This is a genomic window from Arthrobacter sp. alpha11c, assembly GCF_054149985.1.
This window is the reverse complement of record NZ_CP196747.1, coordinates 4,900,104-4,918,593: the sequence shown is the minus strand read 5'-3', so window position 1 is coordinate 4,918,593 and position 18,490 is coordinate 4,900,104. Positions and strand designations below refer to the sequence as shown.

Below are 18,490 nucleotides of genomic sequence, written 5' to 3'. Positions count from 1 at the left end.
AGTCGCAGTTAAGCGCGTTCTGACGGTTCAAAACGCGCTCAACTGCTACATAGTTGGGCCGGGGGTAGGGTAGGCCGGGTTAGGCGGAAACCGTGGCGGGTTGCTTCTTGGCCGCATCCTTGCGGATGGTTGCGCTGATCACCGCAGCTACCGTGCACATGGCTGCTGCCCCCATCCAGGCGTAGTTATAGTGCCCGGTGGCATCGCGGATGAAACCGGCGGCCAGGGCGGCGGCAGCAGCTCCGAGTTGATGGGCCGCAAACACCCAGCCGAACACCACGGAGCCATCGGCCCCGAACACGGAGCGGCAAATGGCTGCCGTCGGAGGCACCGTGGCTACCCAGTCCAGTCCGTAGACCACGACGAAGATGATCATGCTGGGTTCCACGGATGAGCCCAACAACAGAGGCAGCACCAGCAGGCCGATCCCCCGGAACTGGTAGTACACCGCCAGCAGGACCTTGGGGTTGAAGCGGTCCGTAAGCCAACCGGATGCGATGGTTCCGACGATGTCGAAGATCCCGACGACGGCCAGCAAGCCCGCCGCTGTGGTTTCGGGCATGCCATGATCATGAGCTGAGGGAATGAAGTGCGTGCCGATGAGCCCATTGGTCGTGGCGCCGCAGATGGCGAAGCCCGCCGCCAACGCCCAAAACGTGCGGACTTTGCTGGCGCGTTTGAGGACCTGCAACGCCCGGACGGCCGCGTTCGCCGAATCCGGCTTGGCTGTTACGGAACCCTGGGCTGGTGACGAAACTGCAACGCCCGGCGTCGTGCTCTTTGAACCGGCTGTACCGGCGTCAGGTGCTTCCGCGCCGTAAGGCAACACCCCGACGTCGGCGGGTGAGTTCCGCAGCCACCGCAGGACCAGCGGTACCACCGCGAGCGCACCGGCGGCGATGAGCAGCGACGCTCCCCGCCAGCCCGGGTTCTGGGCAAGGGCGGCGATGAAGGGCAGGAAAACGAGTTGGCCAGCGGCGCTGCCGGCCGTCAGGATGCCGATCACCAGGCCACGGCTCTTGGCGAACCAGGTGTTGGCGATGGTGGCTGCGAAGACGAGGGCCATTGATCCCGTTCCCAGGCCAATCAGCACGCCCCAGGTGAGCAGGATCTGCCAGGACTGGTTCACGAACACGGTAAGCGCTGAGCCCAGACCAATCAGGCAGAGAGCGAGCGAGGTGACTTTGCGTATGCCGAAACGTTCCATCAAGGCCGCAGCGAAGGGTGCCGTTAGCCCAAACAGGACGAGGTTGATGCTTACCGCCAAGGACAAGACGGTGGTGGACCAGCCGAATTCCTCTTGGAGCGGGACCATCAGCACTCCGGGCGCGGCCCTGAATCCGGCCGCCCCAACCAGGGCGAGGAAAGCTACGGCGGCCACCATCCAGGCCGGGTGCAGCCTGCCGGGTCGCTTGCCGGATTGCTTGCCGGATTGCTTGCCCGTTGGGACGGCTGCATTGCTTGTCGGAGTTCCTGTGACATCGGGAGCGGTCATGCGGAGATCTCCGTTTCAGGGGAAGTTGTTGGTACGGGTGCTATGGCCAGGGGCAGCGGATGGTCGCTGCGTGTGAAGCTATGCCAGCTCGTATTGGCGGCTGTCAGTTGGACCCCACAGTGCGTGCAAGTGTCTGCCGAGGCTGTGACTTGTCCGCAGTCAGTGTGGACGACCCGCATATGGGACACCTCATCGGGGGCGTCCAGGTGTTTCTCTGCCCAGATGATGATGGCATTGAGGACGGGGAGAGCATCCTCGCCCTTGGGGGTGAGCACGTATTCCTGGCGGGTCCGGGCACCATCCTGGTAAGGACGTTGAGCCAGTAGCCCGGCCTCGAGCAGCCATCCAAGACGTTTGCTGAGCACGTTGTCTGCGACTTCCAGGCGCTCCTTGATGGCCTCGAAGCGGCCGTTTCCGAAGAAGATCTCGCGCAGGACCAAGCTCCCCCATGGATCGCCGAGGACGTCGAGGCCACGGGCAAGGCTGCACGTGCGGGCGGACCAGTCGGATCGCAAAGGCATGTGGACAAAGTACCTGACTTTTCTAAAGAAAGCTAGGCTGCGGGCAGCGCCGGAGCGAACGCCGCTGCCTCCTGACCGTCTTTGGAGTTTGGACTCACCGGAAGCGCCCTATTTTGGTTGATTTGCCTAGACCTCCACGGCAAAGAAGGTCAGGAACCCACGTGCCCAGCGCGCATCTCAGCAGGAACGAGGCCCGTGCGCGAAGGCCGATATGCCAAGGCCCAGTAGATCAGCAGCGCGATTCCGCACACCACACCCAGGCTTGACACCATCAGCTGCCATTGCGTCTGGGGGTCCTTTCCCCACTCGGCAGCACCGGCCCACACGGCAAGGTTCTTTGGGGTCATGTAGAAGGCAACCGTGGAACAGGCCACGATGATCCACCCTGCTGTTCGCATCCGCCCGCTGCGGGATGGCACACGATGCATCGCGAACGCCATACTCGGTAGGGCTACTGCCACCCAGACCCAGTGGTGGGACCATGAGACGGGGCTGACCAGGAGCATCAGGATGGCGGTGGCCGAGACGGCGATGAAGTTTTCGTCCACATCGACGGCCCACTTAATGATCTTTGCTGCGAGGGCCGCAAGTCCCAGGGAAAGAACCAACCACACCACGCTGGTGAGGGAGGAATCCGGCATGCCGAAGTGCAGGAGCAACCCCTTGACGGACAGGTTGTCCACGTAGGCCGGGCCGCCAATACGCCCGGTATCGGGGAGGATCTGCGTCCAGAATGCCAGGGATGCTTGCGGCAGGATGACCCACGCGATGGCGATTGATCCGAAGAATCCAGCGGCCATCCATGCCAGCGCCTTGAAGTCGCGGCGGACCAGGAAATACAGGCCGAACGCCAGCGGCGTGAGCTTCACACCGGCAGCCAGGCCGATCAAGAGTCCTGCGGGCCAGCGGATGAGGCCGGCCCGCGCCTTACCGTAGAGCGCGAAGTCTGTCAGGATCACGCCCATCAGGATGATGTTGATCTGGCCGAAAACGAACGTATCCCGCCATGGGCCCAGGAGCAGGATAGCTCCCGTTCCCACTAAAGCCGTGGTCCTGAAGCGATAGTCGGCGAATGCTGAACGCCACGTCTTCAGGCCGAAATAGTGGCGTGCCAACCAGGCAGCCACCACTGCGGCACCTGCCAAGGCGGCGATGATGAAGACCATGCTGCTGGCGAAGAAACCCATTGCTGCGAGGCCGGCAAAGAGCAAGGCCGCGAACGGCGGGTAGGTAAACGGAAGGCCATCGCGCACAGCATAAAGATCCCCGCCTTGGAGAACCTTGCCGCCCCCGTAGAAATAGACTTCGAAGTCGTTCAGGAACGGCTGGTAGTCCGTGTAGAGGAACCAAACGGCGACGGCGAGGGTCAGCACGCCTGCGACGGTCAGGATCCAGCCGCGCTGGGCAGCCGAAACAACCGTGGGTGAAGAAGAAGCCACAGTGTCAGCCGTTGCTGATCTTGGCGAAGGCCTGCTCAAGGTCCGCGATCAGATCCTCGGACTCCTCGATGCCGCAGGAAAGGCGCAAGAGATTCACGGGAACGGCCAGTTCGGTTCCCTTGACGGAAGCGTGCGTCATCTCCGAGGGGTAGTTCATGAGGGATTCGATTCCCCCCAGCGATTCGGCGAGCGTGAAAATCGAGGTGGATTCGGCAACTGTACGGGCCGCCGCTTCACCACCCTTGAACTGGACAGAGACCATGCCACCGAACTTCTTCATCTGCTTCGCAGCGAGTTCGTGGCCGGGGTGGTCCGGAAGGCCCGGGTACAGCACGGCTTCAACTTCGGGGCGCTGCAGCAACCATTCCGCTACTGCCTGGCCGTTCTCGCTGTGCCGGTCCATGCGCACGCCCAGGGTCTTGAGGCCCCGCGTGGTGAGGAAAGCATCCATCGGTCCGGAAACGGCACCAACGGCGAACTGGATGAAGCCGATCTTCTCGGCGAGTTCGGCGTCGTTGACCACGATCGCGCCGCCCACCACGTCCGAGTGGCCACCGATGTACTTGGTGGTGGAGTGGATCACGACGTCGGCACCCAGGTCCAGCGGGGTCTGCAAGTAGGGAGACGCGAAGGTGTTGTCGACCACCAGGAGGGCACCGGCGTCGTGCGCTACTGCGGCGAGCGCTGCAATATCAGTGATCTTCATCAGGGGGTTGGACGGGGTTTCCACCCACACGATGCGCGTCTTGTTCGCTGCAACGGCACGTGCCACGGCATCGAGATCGGACATGTCCACAGGAGTGTTGCCGATGCCCCAGTCGCCGAGCACGCGGTCGATGAGGCGGTACGTGCCACCGTAGGCGTCGTTGCCCAGGACGATGTGGTCCCCGGGGCGGGCCACAGCGCGGATCAGCGAGTCTTCGGCAGCAAGGCCAGAGCCGAACGAGAACGCGGCGGAGCCACCCTCAAGGGCTGCCAGTTGTTCCTGCAGGGAGTCGCGGGTGGGGTTGCCGCCGCGGCCGTATTCGTAGCCTGAACGCAGCCCGCCGATTCCGTCCTGGGCATAGGTTGAGCTGAAGTGCAGAGGCGGCACCACAGCGCCTGTCCGGGGTTCGAAGGCCTGGCCCGCGTGGACGGCCCTCGTGTTGAACCCGGCGTTGTTGTTGACGGACATGGAAGCTCCTCTTTCAGTGTTCAACGGTTGGAAATGCGCGCGTGGCGCTCAGTTGCTCAGGTAGGCCAGGAGGTCGTGGCGGGTCAGGATGCCCACGGGCGCCCCCACGAACGTGACCATGACAGTATCGACGTCGGACAAAAGCTCGCGCGCCGCTGAGATGGTCTCCAGGGATCCGATAACGGGCAGGCGCTCCCCCATGTGTTCGGCGATCTTGTCCGTGAGTTTGGCTTCGCCGCGGAACAGCTTGGTGGTGAGGCTGCGCTCATCAACTGCGCCCAGGACCTCGCCCATGACCACGGGTGGTTCCTGCGAGAGGACCGGGATGTGTGAGACGCCGAACTCGTTCATGATGTTGATGACGTCTCGAACAGTCTCATTCGGGTGGATGTGGACCAGGTCCGGCATCTCGCCTGTCTTGGACTTCAGCACCTCGCCCACGGAGGACTCTTCGCCGCCGGAAAGGAAGCCGTAGGAGCGCATCCATTGATCGTCGAAGATCTTGGCAAGATAGCCACGGCCGGAATCGGGGAGGATCACCACAACCACCGCGGACTCGTCCAGGTCCTTGGCGGCCTGCAGTGCGGCGACCACGGCCATGCCGGAGGAGCCGCCTACCAGGAGTCCCTCCTCGCGTGCCAGGCGGCGGGTCATGGCGAACGAATCGGCATCAGAGACGGCAATGACCTGGTCCGCCACGGTTTTATCGTAATTTGCGGGCCACATGTCCTCGCCAACGCCCTCGACGAAGTACGGGCGTCCCGTTCCGCCTGAGTACACAGAACCTTCCGGGTCCGCGCCGATGACCTTGACCCGGCCGCCGTCGGACCCTGGCCTGTCTGCCGAGACTTCCTTGAGGAAGCGGCCCGTGCCGGTGATGGTGCCGCCCGTTCCAGCGCCGATGACCACGTGCGTCACCTTGCCGTCCGTATCGCGCCAGATCTCCGGTCCTGTTGACTCGAAGTGGCTGCCCGGGGCTGCGGGGTTGGAGAACTGGTCCGGCTTGAAGGCCCCGGGAATCTCCTTGACCAGGCGATCGGAGACGCTGTAATAGCTCTGCGGGCTGTCGGGGGCGACAGCTGTGGGTGTCACGACGACTTCCGCGCCGTACGCGGCCAAGACCGCCCGTTTGTCCTCGCCCACCTTGTCAGGCACCACGAAGACGCATTTGTAGCCCTTTTGCTGGGCAACGAGCGCCAAGCCGACTCCGGTGTTGCCCGACGTCGGTTCAACGATGGTTCCGCCTGGCTGCAGCCGGCCGTCCTTTTCCGCTTCTTCGATCATCTTCACGGCGATGCGGTCCTTGATGGATCCGCCGGGATTGACGTACTCGAGCTTGACCAGGACGGTGGCTTTGATCCCGTCCGTTACGTGGTTGAGCTTGATGAGCGGCGTATTGCCGATGAGGTCCAACACGGACTGGGCGTACTTCATAGGTACAAAGTTACCGCCTGCCCGTAGTCCGCCCTGCCGTGCCTCACTTGCGGAGCATCACTTCGCGGCAGAGGAGTCGGTTTGCCAGAGACCCAGGATGTTGCCCTCGGTGTCTTTGAAGTAGGCGTACCAGCCCATGCCGGGGACGGCGTCCTTACCTTGAACGATGGAGCCACCCGCGGATTCCACCTGACCGAGCGCGGCATCCACATCGTCCACGTCGATGGTGAGGATGGGATTCTTCAGGTTGTCTGTGCGTGGAAACAGAGCACCGTTGATGGCTCCGGGTTCGCTGGGCATACCGGTCTGTTCATCGGACGGAGTCGTGATGGCAATCGTGTAATCCATCTCCTGCATAGGGCTGAGATTCCAGCCGAAAGCACTTTGGTAAAAAGTGTTGGCCCTCTCGTTGTCATCCGTGGGAATCTCGAAATGCACTATCCCGGCCATGGTTTGCGCTCCTGGATTTTGGGGTTCGGACGCGGCCCACCCGCGCCACATCAGGGATGTCTAGACCCGTGAAGCAGCCGCCGTAAGAGGCTTACAGGAGTGAATTGTCAGCCAGCCGTGGGACCATGAAAACATGACCATCGCAGACGCCCCGCCCCTTGTTGCGGCCGCGGCAGAAGCCTCCATACGATGGCACCCCGGCGCCTCCTACAGGCTCGACCAAACAATGTTTCCCCTGATGCGGGGCAACACCGACCCCTCTTTCGCGGCCCATCCCAACGGTTTCTGGATGGCCTTCACCACTCCTTCAGGAGCTGTCACCCTGCGGCTCTCCGCGGGTGGACTGGGCGAGGATACATTCGTTGACGCCCAGGCCTGGGGGCCCGGAGCGGAAGACGCCATTGCCGGCGTTCCGCGGCTACTCGGCGCCGACGATGACTGGTCCGCTTTTGACGAACCCGGCTTCCATGCAACGCTCCCGCGCCTGGTCACTGAAGCACGACGCCGGAACCTGGCACTGCGACTACCCTCCACCGGGCGACTGGTTGACTCGCTGGTGCCCACCATTCTGGAGCAAAAGGTCACCACCTTGGAGGCAAGGCGTGGCTACCGGTATTTGATGTACCGCTTCGGGACCAAAGCCCCCGGCAGTTTGGCTCCCCAAGGACTCCTTGTTCCTCCCACGGCGAGGCAATGGTTGGCCGTTCCATCCTGGGAGTGGCATAAGGCGGGAGTCGGGCCACAACGCTCGGCGACAGTGATGCGGGCGCTGCAATCCGCCGTCGCGCTTGAACGTTTGGCTGACCTGGACCCAGCGCGTGCCGGAGCCAAACTGCAGACCATTCCCGGCATCGGCGTTTGGACTGCTGCCGAAGTGGTCCAACGAACCCACGGCTGCCCGGATTCGGTTTCCGTGGGCGACTACCATCTGGCCTCTTATGTGGGCTATGCGTTGCTGGGACGGAAGACTGATGACGCTGGCATGCTGGAGTTGCTGGAATCTTGGCGGGGACAGAGACAGCGGCTGGTGCGGATGCTGTATTTGAGCGGCTTCCGGAAGCCCACTTTCGGGCCAAGGATGACCGTCCAGGATCACCGCGCCCACTAAAGCAACGCGGGGTCAGTTACGGCCCATGTTTGCTCCGCCAAAGGGCCATAGGTGACCCCGCGTTGCTCTACATTGCGCGGAGCTTTGCATTCTTGATCCTGGAGATTACCCCGGCGAAGCCTTCGGCAAGGTCGTCTGCATTGACCTTGAAGTAGGACCAGCCAGCGCTGAGAAATGCCTCGTCGCGGCGGTTATCACTGGATTGCTGTTCACGTGTCAGGTGATGGGCGCCGTCGTACTGTACTCCGATGCGAAACCGCCGGTACCCGAGGTCGGCCCTGGGTGATATCGGATCCAACAGGTCCAACTGCAGCTGTAGTTCAGGTTCCGGAAGGCCGGCATCGCGCATCGCCAAACGAAGGAATGTTTCTGGATACGAGTCCGCACCCACCCTCATTTCGTCCAGCGCCAAGCGGGCCTTCTCCACCCCTTGGAGATTTGGGTGTTGTCGAATCAACAGCCGAAGGCCAGAGGAGTAAGCATAGGGTTCGGACCGTGATTCGAAGCCCGGCCGAGGGCGACGGATCAGTTGATCGCCCATCGCAATGACATAGGGAAGGGGCAATTCCGCGGCCAGGTCCAACCATGTCCTGGGGCGCACGGAGACCGGGATCCCCTGGTAATTCGTCACCTCACCAGGGAAAACCCGAACTCTGTGGCCTCTCACTCCGGTCCGGCGAACGCGCGGCAATTGATGTGGCTTGCTGAGGTGGATTGTCTCCTCGTTGCCCATCCAGGGCGGAAGCCCCAGCCCAGTCAAAAGCGCAGCGGTCTCGTGCGAAACCCAGGCACCGGGTGTTGCGGCGGCCAGAACGCGTGCCCGTTCCAGCAATTCAATGTCACGTCCCGTTGGCAGATAAATCAGCCGACCGCCGTCGGCCAGGTCCTTGGCCCTCAGACGTTTCGTCGCGACGCCCAGGGCACGGGACTCATAAACGGTGAACGGCCGGGCGCCGAGCCCGTCCGGCAAAGGATTGATGCGAACCATGCAGTCCAGTCTGTCGGCTGGAGGCCTAGGAAATTGAGTTATCCACAGGTCCACCTACTGCTGAGGCAACGCGGGGTCACTTGTGGCCCCTTGGAGGCGTCAATATGGGCCATAAGTGACCCCGCGTTGCTTTAGAGGTGGAGGCGGGAGACGGCTTCCTGGCGCATATCCACCTTCCGGACCTTGCCCGAGACGGTCATCGGGAAGCTCTCGCGGACATCCACGTATTTCGGAATCTTGTAGTGGGCAAGCTTGCCCTTGCAGTACTCGGCGATGTCCTCTGTAGTCAGCGCCTCACTACCCGGTTTGAGGATGATGCAGGCCATGAGCTCCTCGCCGTATTTGGCGTCCGGAACGCCGATCACTTGCACGTCCTGGATGGACGGATGCAGATACAGGAACTCCTCAATCTCCCGGGGATAAATGTTCTCGCCACCTCGGATCACCATGTCCTTGATCCGGCCTTCGATCACCAGATACCCGTCCTCGTCCATGCGGGCGAGGTCGCCCGTATGCATCCAGCCCTCAGCGTCAATGGCCTCGGCCGTCTTGTCCGGCTGGCCCCAGTAGCCCTGCATCACCGCGTAGCCGCGGGTGCACAGCTCGCCGATGACGCCGCGCTCCACCACTTCACCCGTACCCGGATCCACGATCCGGCTTTCAAGGTGCGGCATGGTCCTGCCCACTGTGCTGGTCCGGTGCTCCAAAGTGTCCCCCGCCCGGGTCATGGTGGACACCGGCGACGTCTCAGTCATGCCGTAGCAAATGGCCACGTCCACCATGTGCATCTCATCGATGACCCGGCGCATCACCTCAATGGGGCACAACGACCCCGCCATGACGCCAGTCCTGAGCGTGGAGAGATCGAACGTGGCGAAGTCGGGCAGCGCGAGTTCGGCGATGAACATGGTGGGCACGCCATAAAGCGACGTGCCACCAAAGTCCTGCACAGCTTCCAACGCCGCGGATGCGTTGAACCCCCTGCTTGGGATGATGGTTGCCGCCCCGAAGCTCAGGGCATTCAGGTTCCCGATCACCATTCCGAAGCAGTGGTAGAACGGCACCGGAATCACCACGCGGTCATGTTCTGTGTAGCCCAGGAGGCGGCCGATCGAGTGGCCGTTGTTGAGGATGTTGTGGTGCGTTAGGGTCGCACCCTTCGGGAAGCCCGTGGTGCCTGATGTGTATTGAAGGTTGATGGCATCGTGCGGATCCAGTTCGGCCATGCGGTCCCGTAGTGCAGAAGGCCCGACGCCGTCCGCCCGGGTCAGGAGCTCGGCGTACGTCAGCTCGTGGCCGGCCTCGGGGACACCCGGTGTGAGCCCCGCAACCGGGTCTCCGGGGAGGAAGACGATCTCCCTGAGTTCGGGGCACGTACCCGCAGTCTCCCTGGCCATGCCCACGTAATCGCTGTTCTTGTCCGAGGGCGCAGTCACCAGCATCCGCATGCCGTTCTGCTTGACCACGAAGTCCAGTTCATGCCGGCGATAAGCCGGGTTGACGTTGACCAACACGGCCCCGATCTTTGCCGTGGCGTACTGCAGGATGGTCCACTCGGCACAGTTGGGGCTCCAGATGCCGATGCGCTCGCCTTTCTCCACACCCAGGGCGAGGAGCGCGCGGGCGAGGTGATCGACGTCGTCGTTAAGCTTTTCGTAGCTCCACCGACGGGCGTCCTCGCCGGGCGTGGCAGCGGCTTCTATCAGCGCGTCCCTGAGCGGAAACTGCGCTGCGATGCGTTCAAAATTGGCACCGATGGTCTCTTCGAGCAGCGGGACGTCAGTGTCTCCGGCGGTGTAGGACAACATGACCGAACGCTACCAAGACAGTGCGCGCAACAGAACCGTAAAGTGGACAATCGGCTCCGTGTCCTCCCGGTAGGGTTGGATCCATGAGTGCACCCATCGACCTGCAGGCCACGTTCATCCCCAACGACGGCGAATTCTTCCGCGTGAAGCTCGCCTTGGAAATCGCGATCGACGAGGTCGTCAACGAGCCCGGCTGCATCCGTTATGAACTGACCGAAGCCACCGAGGAGAAGCTGGTGCTCACCGAGCGCTGGGAGTCTGAGGAGGCTCTGGAGAAGCACTCCAAGGGCATTGCCGTCCAGGACCTGAACGAGTCCCTCAGCGCCTTGCTGGCTGAGCCGGTCAAGCTCGAACGGCTCTAGCCTCTCCCAGCACCAGCTCAGCGAAATCGCCGCAAGACTGCGGGAACGCCTTAAAGCATCGAGGTCGCCGGAATTTTCCGGCGACCTCGATGCTTTTCCGGCGATTTCGCCGGATGGGTCTAGCTTTCCTGGGCCTCGGCACGTGCCTTGGCCACATGGGCGTGGACTTCTTCCATGTCCAGGCCCTTCACGGCCTCAATAACCTGCTCCAGCTGCGGGCCGTTGAGGGCACCCGGCTGAGAGAAGACAAGCACTTTCTCGCGGAAGGCCATGAGCGTCGGGATGGACGTAATCCCGGCTTCGGCGGCGAGCTGCTGCTCGGCCTCGGTGTCCACTTTGGCGAAGACCACGTCCGGGTGCTTCTCGGAAGCTGCCCCGTAAGTGGGGGCAAACTGGCGGCACGGGGCGCACCAGGCAGCCCAGAAATCCACCAGGACAATGTCATTGCCTTCGATGGTCGATGCGAACTGTTCTCCAGTGATGTCAACTGTAGCCATGTTTCCACGGTACGCGACCCCGCTCGCTAAGTCCCGTGGAGAGGGCCGTTGTTCGCTTCCCGCGTCACCGGGAATAAACGGCTACTTGGCCAGGACGTACTTGAGCGCGGACGCGTAGAGCGGAGCCACCTTGTTGTGTCCGGTTTGGTTCAGGTGCACATCATCCAGATAGTTCCAGGTGGCCCCGGCGATAGTTGCTGTGCCGGCCATCGAGATGCGTGGCCAGCCCCGGACAGCAGCTTCGCGGGTCAGGAGCCCGTCCACCCATCGGCGCTGGAAATGGCTGGCGTCATAGCGGGAAAGAACACCAGTGATAAGGATCGTGCTGCGGGGATATTTACGGCGCAGTTCATCCCACAACCGGTTGGCTTGGGACAGGATCGCGGCATCGGTGGCAAAAATCCGGGCATCGTTTCCACCAAGCGTCACCACCACCAGCCCAGGGTTGCCTTGGGGCAGGAGGATCCGGTCCAGGAGCACGGCATCGGTCGCTGAATTGCCACCGACCGCGGGGCTGCCCGAAACGTATCCGATCCCTCCGATGCTCCGGACCACCTGGTGGGCGTAGCCAGCGGCCCGGGCACCCTGTTCGCCCCATGAGTCAAGATCCAGCTGCGAGTCTCCAAGGAAGACCACCGTGGAGGCGTCCACTGCTTCGGCTGAATACAACTCCTGCGTGGAATCGTTCCAGATGGTTTCCAACTTTTGGAAGGCGACGTGCGAACCCCTGGCATCGGACCAGGTATCGCGCACCGGCCAGCCGAATTCGCCCGGATTGATGGACCACACTTTGTACGTGGAGTGCCCCACAATCCGCGCTCCCGTTGCAGGCCCCCAAACAAGCCAGCCGTTGACGAACTGCTGCACCAGGCCCCCGGCCCGCGGAAGTTTGTCCGTGAGGGGCAAGCCCAATTGTCCGGCTGCTCCCCCCAGGGAAACGTAGCGGTTGTGGACATCGCCGTGGGTGGTCGAATGCGCACCCGTTGCCGCCGACCAATAGACCGTGCCGCCCTGGAAGAGTTGGTAGACGAAGTCGTTTTGCCGGTATTCCTCGCTGACCGGATATCCCAGGGCACCGTTCTGGCCTCCAGTCGCGGACCAGTAGCTCCGGATAGCTCCGGTCAGGGCCCTCGCGCCGGTGGCGGGCGACCAGATGATGGTTCCACGCTGGTACTGCTGTGACGAGCCACCGTTTCGCAGGCCCGTCGCTTCATCCGTAGTGGGATACCCAAACTCCCCGCTTTCCAGCCCCGATTGGCGCCAGCGCTCACGTATGGCGCCCATGGAGGGATGTGCCCCAGTCGCCGGGGACCACACGATAAAGCCGTGCTCGAAGAGCTGGTAGGCACCGCCGTCGGGCAGTCCTGTGCGTTCACTGCCAGCGGGGTACCCGAGGAAACCAGCCTCAAAACCGGCTCTCCCCCACGCCAAGTGGATGGACCCCGTTGTGCGTTGGGCACCAGTAGCTGCCGAGAAACTGATCGCTCCTCTTTCGAAGAGTTGCTTGGAACCACCATTGCGCAGGCCGCTTAGAGTGTCTGTTGTGGGATAGCCGTGATAGCCCGCGGGGCCATCGGCTTCCCACCAAGCGTTGCGGACCGGCCCATTGACCACCACACGCGCTCCCGTGCGGGCTGACCACGCGATATCGCCACCGACGAACCGTTGCACGCAACCGGTGCTGGAGCATTCCTCCGCTGCCGTGGGCCGGATCAGAACGCTTCGGGCCCAAGTGCTGGTGCTGTAAAGCTGTCCGATGGCGCCTGCGACGGGAGGGGTGGAAGTCTCAAGCTGGATGCTCCCCGATGGGGCAGCTTGCACCGGTATCTCGGTTCCGAGCAGGCCAAGGACCAACAGCAGCGCCGCCACTGATCCGGCGATTTTGCTTTTCTTCGACGACGAAGCCGACCCCGCACAACCCACTTATCTACCCCTGCATCTTCGGGCCCAAAGGCCCCGTCACTGCTCCCCCACGAAGACAGTGAAGTCAGTATCTTCGACGGCGGCACTTCAGACGGCGACGACTCAGCGTTTGGTGTCACATCGTTATGTTCCTGGACCGTTATGTACCCGAACGGCGGGCACCGTTTCGCTGAGTCGCGGGAAGGCCTGTCATCGCCGGATCCTTCGTCCTAGACTGGCCTCCCATGGTGACGTGGGGACGGGTTGCGTTGCCTGCCCTGACCAGTTCTTCCCCGGCGGCCACGCATTCAATGAAGGGATGAACGTGGAGCCTGAGGATAACAAAGCGCTGGTTAGGCGCTTCTACGAAGCGATCGATGCCGGCAACATCGAAGCGATGGATGACCTGGTTGCCGAAGACTACCTGGACCATCACCCTCCGTTCCCCGGGCTCTCGGCAGGACGGGAGGGCCTGAAGGAGGCCTTCCGCATTTTCCTCAAAGCTACGCCGGGACATCACGTTATCGAGGATCAGATCTGCGAAGGCGACAAGGTAGTCACCAGACTGACCGCCCATGGTCGACACGAAGGCGAGTTGCCCGGTCCACTACCTGCTACAGGCGCTCAACTGGACGAAACCGCCGTCGCCATCCACAGAATTCAGGACGGCCGGATCGTGGAGCATTGGTCCGATCGCGACGACCTCGCGCTGATGCAGCAACTGGGCATCATCCACTTGCCGGGCGCCTGAATCGAGCCGTAATTCTCTATGCGAAGCTGCCCGAAGTCTGCGCAAGTAGCCTCGCGTCCGTTGGAGCCAATCCCTGCCTCTTGCTAGCGATTGAACAAGTGTTTAGTGTATGAAACATGCGTTTAACCGCAGAGGATTTAACCACCCGCGCACGGATCCGTGATGCCGCCATCGGGCTGTTTGGCCGCGATGGTTTCGGCCCTGCTACCGTCCGCGCGGTCGCCTCTGCAGCGGGGGTCAGCCCTGGCCTGGTGATTCACCATTTCGGCAGCAAGGCAGGGCTGCGCGAAGCATGCGACCAGCATGTCCTCGCGCAGACCGCCAGCCAGGGCAGGGAGAAAACAGACCCTGCCACCACACGTCAATTGATCCAGGACTACCTCAACCACCCGGACCAGTACGCCGATGAGATCGCCTACATTCGCCGTTCCCTCGGCGATGAATCCGCGGCCGGGGACGCATTCTTCGACGCCGTGGTGCGCCAGACGCAGGACATCATCGAGGCCGGGATCGCCGCCGGCACCATCCGGGACTTCGACGACGTCCGGTCCACCGCCGTCGTCGTCGCATCAAACAGCCTCTCAATCCTCATGCTGGGCAGGCACCTCTCACGGGCGCTGGGAGCGGACGTACCTGAACCGCATGGCATAGGACCGGAACTGCTGCGGCAACTGACTATCCCCGCGCTGGACATCTACACCAACGGCTTCTACGCGGATTCGAGGTTCCTGGACTCGGCGCGCGACGCCCTGCAACAAGACACCATCAACCAAGGAAGGGAGCATGCCCCGTGACCCAGGCAATCGTCGTCGAAGGGTTGCGCAAGAAGTTCGGCCAGCGCGAGGTCCTCCACGGGCTCGATTTCGCCGTTGAACCGGGAACGGTCTTCGGCGTCATTGGACCGAACGGAGCGGGCAAAACCACCACCATGCGCTGCCTGCTGGACATTATCCGGCCAAGCGCGGGAACCATTTCAGTGTTGGGCCAGGATCCACGCCGCGCCGGAACCGGGCTGCGCCGCAGGATCGGTTACCTCCCTGGCGAACTCCACCTGGAGAACCGAACCACAGGCCGGCGCATGCTTGAACACTTCGCGGCCATCAGCGGCCCGGTACAGCCCAAATATGTCAACGAGTTGGCAGAGCGGCTGGATCTGGATTTGGACCGGCAGACCCGCAAGCTCTCCAAAGGGAACAAGCAGAAGCTCGGCCTCCTGCAGGCGTTCATGCACCGCCCCGAGCTCCTGGTTCTCGATGAACCAACCAGCGGCCTGGATCCCCTGGTCCAGCAGGAGTTTCACGCCATAGTCCGCGAAGTGGTCGACGACGGCGCGACGGTTTTCCTCAGCTCACACGTGCTGAGCGAGGTCCAGCAGGCCGCCGACGCCGTAGCTATCCTCCGCGACGGCGGCATCGTGACAATCTCCACCGTTGAGGCCCTCAGGAACGCTGCAGTACGGCAGTTGCGGTTCAACGCAACCGGCGCAGAAACGCACGACGTCGGCGCGCTGCTGGCGCGAGTGCCCGGCGTCGCCAATGTTGTGCTGCGGGAGCTTCCTGGTGCCGGCGCAGCGGAAGCCGCCGTCGAAGCAACAGCGACGCTGTCGGGTCGGGTCCAGCCACTGGTACAGGAGCTGGCTCGGCTGAACCTCACAGACCTTGTCCTGGAGGAACCGGATTTGGAGGAAGCCGTGCTGACCCTCTACACGGGGCATTATGTGGGCAACGGAAACGGGCGCGGCGGAAACGGGCACGGAGGAAACGGGCACAAATCCGTGAGCCCCACGGAAGGAGCACACCATGTCTAAGGTCCTCCCCCTCTTCACCAAAGCCTTGACAGACTCGTGGCGGTCCACGCTCGCGTGGGCCTTGGGACTGACGGCTGCGATCATGCTGTACCTGCCCCTTTATCCGTCCATCGGGGGCAGCGCGCAAATGCAGCAAATGATCGACGCACTCCCCCAGGAGATGACCAAGGCCCTGAACTATGACCAGATAGCCACCGGACCTGGCTACACACAGGCCACCCTTTTCGGGTTGATCGGTTTCCTGTTGATGTCCATGGCGTCCGTTGGTTGGGGCGCTGCTGCGGTAGGCGCGGACGAGGAGTCGGGGCTGCTGGAATTGACCTTGGCCCATAGCGTGACCCGAATCCAGGTGGTCCTTGAACGCGCCCTGGCACTCGTGGTGCGCGTCGCGATCCTCTCGGCCTTGGTCTTACTGCTGGTGCTGATGCTGAACGGGCCCTCGAAACTGGACATCGACGTCGGGCATCTCTTCGGTGCGGTAGTGCTGTTTGCCGCTTTGGCACTGCTGAGCGGAACAGCGGCGCTGTGCGTAGGTGCGCTGACGGGACGGAAGGTTTATGCGATTGCTGCAGGCGCCGCCGTCGCCGTCCTTGGCTATGTCTTCAACGCTGTTGGGAGGCAAAGTCCCGACGTCGACTGGCTGCTGAACCTGTCGCCGTACCACTGGGCGTATGGCAATTCACCCGTAACGAACGGTGCCGATTGGGGAGCCGCTGCAGGCTTGTTGGGTATTTCGGCAGCGCTTATTGCCCTGGGCGCGGTTGCACTTCAGCGGCGGGACGTAGGTGTTTGAGTTCCACTAAGCCCACACGTGCGGAGCTGGCCGGCGGGCTCCCGGGAGCGCATTGTTTTCGCGCCACTCATGGATCCACTCGGGCAATTCCAAGTCAGCCGGTGGCGCACCGAACTCAGCAATGATCTCTTCCTGCGTCACCGGCTTCCCCTTGTTCACCAGGCGGGTTGCGATGTGGGCGCGAGCGTAGATCTCACCGTCCACCACCATGCGCTGCTCAAAATAGATGGCTTTGGTGTCCAGTCCGATGATGCGCGTTTCGATGGTGTAGCGCTGCCAGAGTTGCAATGACTTGCGGAAAGCGATCGTCTCTCCGGCTGCCACAGGACTCCAGCCGCGCCTGCGCATCTTTCTCCAGATACCGCTGCGAACCATGAGGTCGAAACGGCCAAGGTCCATCAAGGAGAAATACATGCCGTTGTTCACGTGCATCGCGATATCGATGTCCGTCGGCAGAACTCGCAGGGGCAGCGAGGACGTTTCCCAAGCACCCAAGGGTGAACGCTTGGATGAGGTGAACAGCAGCATGAGGGTGCGGAGAAGCAAATGCATGCGAGCAATGTTACCCGCGAGTAACTTCGGTGGGAATAGGCAGACCGCATAGTGGACACGGTGTTGGCGCAGCTTTAATACATCCAGCGCTTTATGTCCAACGATTGCACAAACGTTTACCGCCAGTTCATCCATCCCGTGCACAATATCTGAAACCCGGAAACACCGACTCATACCCAGGGGGATCCCTTTGAGCATTCTGCAAACCACCAAGCCGCACGCCGACGTCTGGCCCGACCTCGCCCGGCACCAGGACGTCGTGCTCCGGGACGCACGTGGCAACCGCATCGAAGGAACCATCGACGGCATGACCGATGACCACAGCACACTCTGGGTACAGCTCAAGGGCGGTCTGGGCCGGCAACTGGTTCACCACATGGACGGATACTGGCTGGAGACTCCCACCGTCTGATCCGTTTTTCAGTGGCGTGCGCGGCTGCTGTGGCTAGGATTCCCGTATGACTCAAGCGCGATACCGGGACCTCGTCGAATGGCCCCTCATGGCGACCGCACTGATTTTCCTCACGGCCTATGCCTGGCAGGTCATAGGACGCGTGGACGGCACGGCCGCGGTCCCCTTCGAAATAATCCTCTGGATTACGTGGGGGATCTTCGCGCTGGACTACTTCGCCAATCTCTGGCTCGCCGAGGATCGACGGCGATGGTTCATCTGGAACCTGCATGAACTCCTGATTGTGGTGCTCCCCTTCTTTCGGCCACTCCGGCTCCTTCGGCTGGTCACGCTCCTGTCCGTGCTGCAACGCACCGTGGGAGAAACCCTGCGCGGACGCGTAGCCACATACGTTGCCGGCTCGGCCGCCATGTTGGTGCTCATCGGCGCCCTGGCAGTGCTCGACGTGGAGCAGAATGCACCGGACGCCAAGATCCTGACGTTCGGAGACGCCGCTTGGTGGGCCATCACCACCATCACCACAGTTGGCTACGGAGACCTCTACCCTGTCACCCCCATCGGCAGGATCGTGGCGGCAGCACTCATGATGAGCGGGATTGCCGTCCTGGGTATCGTGACGGCCTCTATTGCCTCGTGGTTGGTGCAACGAATCGAGGAAAACGCGGAGGATGTTGCGGCTGCGGCCGAAAACAAAGCAGCAGCCGCCGAAGAACCTGTCCGCGCTGAATTGGCAGACCTGGTCACTGAAATTGCAGCGCTGAGGCGTGAGATCGCGGAGCTTCGGGAGAGCGGCGCTTCACGAGAGCCTCCAACCCGGGCGTGACACTGGGACGGAGTCGCCAGCCAGCTGAGAATTCCCGGACTCGTTCGAATTCCCCGCCGCACAACGGCGAGTTCAGCGAACAAGAGCGGGAGCCGTGGGCTCCTTAGCCTCTGCACCCCTGACGCGTGCACCCTGGAACGCGAAAAAATCCCCGGAACCTGTTGGTTCCGGGGA

General features: G+C 62.4%; 19 protein-coding genes. 8 read left to right on the top strand and 11 right to left on the bottom strand.

Going from position 1 to position 18,490, the window contains the following annotated elements; translation table 11 throughout:
- Positions 1–79: 79 nt before the first annotated feature.
- The 6 genes from ACTAQJ_RS22905 to ACTAQJ_RS22880 all read right to left on the bottom strand — a co-directional run bounded on the left by ACTAQJ_RS22905 (position 80) and on the right by ACTAQJ_RS22880 (position 6,513).
- Complete coding sequence (locus ACTAQJ_RS22905) at positions 80–1,495, bottom strand: MFS transporter (protein WP_498699672.1); 1,416 nt, start codon at positions 1,493–1,495, stop codon at positions 80–82.
- Positions 1,492–2,016 (bottom strand): winged helix-turn-helix transcriptional regulator, encoded by a 525-nt coding sequence (locus ACTAQJ_RS22900; protein ID WP_431116019.1) that lies wholly within the window; start codon positions 2,014–2,016, stop codon positions 1,492–1,494. The genes ACTAQJ_RS22905 and ACTAQJ_RS22900 overlap by 4 nt, the downstream gene beginning before the upstream one ends.
- Before the next feature lie 149 nt (positions 2,017–2,165).
- The gene (locus ACTAQJ_RS22895; RefSeq protein ID WP_498699668.1) at positions 2,166–3,455 is read right to left on the bottom strand and encodes a glycosyltransferase 87 family protein; all 1,290 of its coding nucleotides are present in this window, start codon (positions 3,453–3,455) and stop codon (positions 2,166–2,168) included.
- Between the two features lie 4 nt (positions 3,456–3,459).
- Positions 3,460–4,629: a cystathionine gamma-synthase gene (locus ACTAQJ_RS22890; RefSeq protein WP_431116021.1), complete on the bottom strand. Its 1,170-nt coding sequence runs from the start codon at positions 4,627–4,629 to the stop codon at positions 3,460–3,462.
- Positions 4,630–4,677: 48 nt separating this feature from the next.
- Positions 4,678–6,063: a cystathionine beta-synthase gene (locus ACTAQJ_RS22885; protein ID WP_498699664.1), complete on the bottom strand. Its 1,386-nt coding sequence runs from the start codon at positions 6,061–6,063 to the stop codon at positions 4,678–4,680.
- 57 nt (positions 6,064–6,120) lie between these two features.
- On the bottom strand, positions 6,121–6,513 hold the full coding sequence (locus tag ACTAQJ_RS22880; protein WP_431116023.1) for a VOC family protein: 393 nt from the start codon (positions 6,511–6,513) through the stop codon (positions 6,121–6,123).
- A gap of 133 nt (positions 6,514–6,646) precedes the next feature.
- On the opposite strand from ACTAQJ_RS22880, the gene ACTAQJ_RS22875 reads away from it, so the two are divergent.
- Positions 6,647–7,621, top strand: coding sequence for a DNA-3-methyladenine glycosylase family protein (locus ACTAQJ_RS22875; RefSeq protein ID WP_498699661.1), 975 nt, complete (start codon positions 6,647–6,649; stop codon positions 7,619–7,621).
- A gap of 67 nt (positions 7,622–7,688) precedes the next feature.
- Here the strand turns inward: ACTAQJ_RS22875 and ACTAQJ_RS22870 are convergent, their stop codons facing one another.
- Together ACTAQJ_RS22870 and ACTAQJ_RS22865 are read right to left on the bottom strand one after the other, a co-directional pair.
- Positions 7,689–8,609 carry an endonuclease domain-containing protein gene (locus ACTAQJ_RS22870; protein WP_431116025.1) on the bottom strand — a complete coding sequence of 307 codons (921 nt, stop codon included), beginning with the start codon at positions 8,607–8,609 and terminating at the stop codon, positions 7,689–7,691.
- Between the two features lie 131 nt (positions 8,610–8,740).
- Positions 8,741–10,417, bottom strand: a complete 1,677-nt coding sequence (locus ACTAQJ_RS22865) for an AMP-binding protein (protein WP_498699659.1) — start codon at positions 10,415–10,417, stop codon at positions 8,741–8,743.
- A gap of 83 nt (positions 10,418–10,500) precedes the next feature.
- Here ACTAQJ_RS22865 and ACTAQJ_RS22860 point away from each other — a divergent pair, with 83 nt between their 5' ends.
- Positions 10,501–10,779 carry a putative quinol monooxygenase gene (locus ACTAQJ_RS22860; RefSeq protein ID WP_216925016.1) on the top strand — a complete coding sequence of 93 codons (279 nt, stop codon included), beginning with the start codon at positions 10,501–10,503 and terminating at the stop codon, positions 10,777–10,779.
- Between the two features lie 119 nt (positions 10,780–10,898).
- Here the strand turns inward: ACTAQJ_RS22860 and ACTAQJ_RS22855 are convergent, their stop codons facing one another.
- Entirely contained in the window at positions 10,899–11,276 is a 378-nt protein-coding gene (locus tag ACTAQJ_RS22855; protein WP_223946614.1) for a thioredoxin family protein, read from the bottom strand.
- Positions 11,277–11,357: 81 nt separating this feature from the next.
- Positions 11,358–13,145: an SGNH/GDSL hydrolase family protein gene (locus tag ACTAQJ_RS22850; protein ID WP_498699655.1), complete on the bottom strand. Its 1,788-nt coding sequence runs from the start codon at positions 13,143–13,145 to the stop codon at positions 11,358–11,360.
- A 352-nt stretch (positions 13,146–13,497) separates the two neighbouring features.
- Between ACTAQJ_RS22850 and ACTAQJ_RS22845 the strand changes: the two genes are divergently transcribed.
- The 4 genes from ACTAQJ_RS22845 to ACTAQJ_RS22830 all read left to right on the top strand — a co-directional run bounded on the left by ACTAQJ_RS22845 (position 13,498) and on the right by ACTAQJ_RS22830 (position 16,529).
- The gene (locus ACTAQJ_RS22845) at positions 13,498–13,929 is read left to right on the top strand and encodes an ester cyclase (protein WP_498699653.1); all 432 of its coding nucleotides are present in this window, start codon (positions 13,498–13,500) and stop codon (positions 13,927–13,929) included.
- Positions 13,930–14,045: 116 nt separating this feature from the next.
- Positions 14,046–14,723, top strand: coding sequence for a TetR/AcrR family transcriptional regulator (locus tag ACTAQJ_RS22840; RefSeq protein WP_498699651.1), 678 nt, complete (start codon positions 14,046–14,048; stop codon positions 14,721–14,723).
- Entirely contained in the window at positions 14,720–15,736 is a 1,017-nt protein-coding gene (locus ACTAQJ_RS22835; RefSeq protein WP_498699650.1) for an ABC transporter ATP-binding protein, read from the top strand. The genes ACTAQJ_RS22840 and ACTAQJ_RS22835 overlap by 4 nt, the downstream gene beginning before the upstream one ends.
- Positions 15,729–16,529, top strand: coding sequence for an ABC transporter permease subunit (locus ACTAQJ_RS22830; RefSeq protein WP_431116032.1), 801 nt, complete (start codon positions 15,729–15,731; stop codon positions 16,527–16,529). The genes ACTAQJ_RS22835 and ACTAQJ_RS22830 overlap by 8 nt, the downstream gene beginning before the upstream one ends.
- 6 nt (positions 16,530–16,535) lie before the next feature.
- Here the strand turns inward: ACTAQJ_RS22830 and ACTAQJ_RS22825 are convergent, their stop codons facing one another.
- Complete coding sequence (locus tag ACTAQJ_RS22825; protein ID WP_431116033.1) at positions 16,536–17,081, bottom strand: acyl-CoA thioesterase; 546 nt, start codon at positions 17,079–17,081, stop codon at positions 16,536–16,538.
- A 190-nt stretch (positions 17,082–17,271) separates the two neighbouring features.
- Here ACTAQJ_RS22825 and ACTAQJ_RS22820 point away from each other — a divergent pair, with 190 nt between their 5' ends.
- Together ACTAQJ_RS22820 and ACTAQJ_RS22815 are read left to right on the top strand one after the other, a co-directional pair.
- The gene (locus ACTAQJ_RS22820) at positions 17,272–17,493 is read left to right on the top strand and encodes a hypothetical protein (RefSeq protein ID WP_431116034.1); all 222 of its coding nucleotides are present in this window, start codon (positions 17,272–17,274) and stop codon (positions 17,491–17,493) included.
- 46 nt (positions 17,494–17,539) lie between these two features.
- The gene (locus tag ACTAQJ_RS22815; RefSeq protein WP_498699647.1) at positions 17,540–18,316 is read left to right on the top strand and encodes a potassium channel family protein; all 777 of its coding nucleotides are present in this window, start codon (positions 17,540–17,542) and stop codon (positions 18,314–18,316) included.
- The last annotated feature ends 174 nt before the right edge of the window (positions 18,317–18,490 follow it).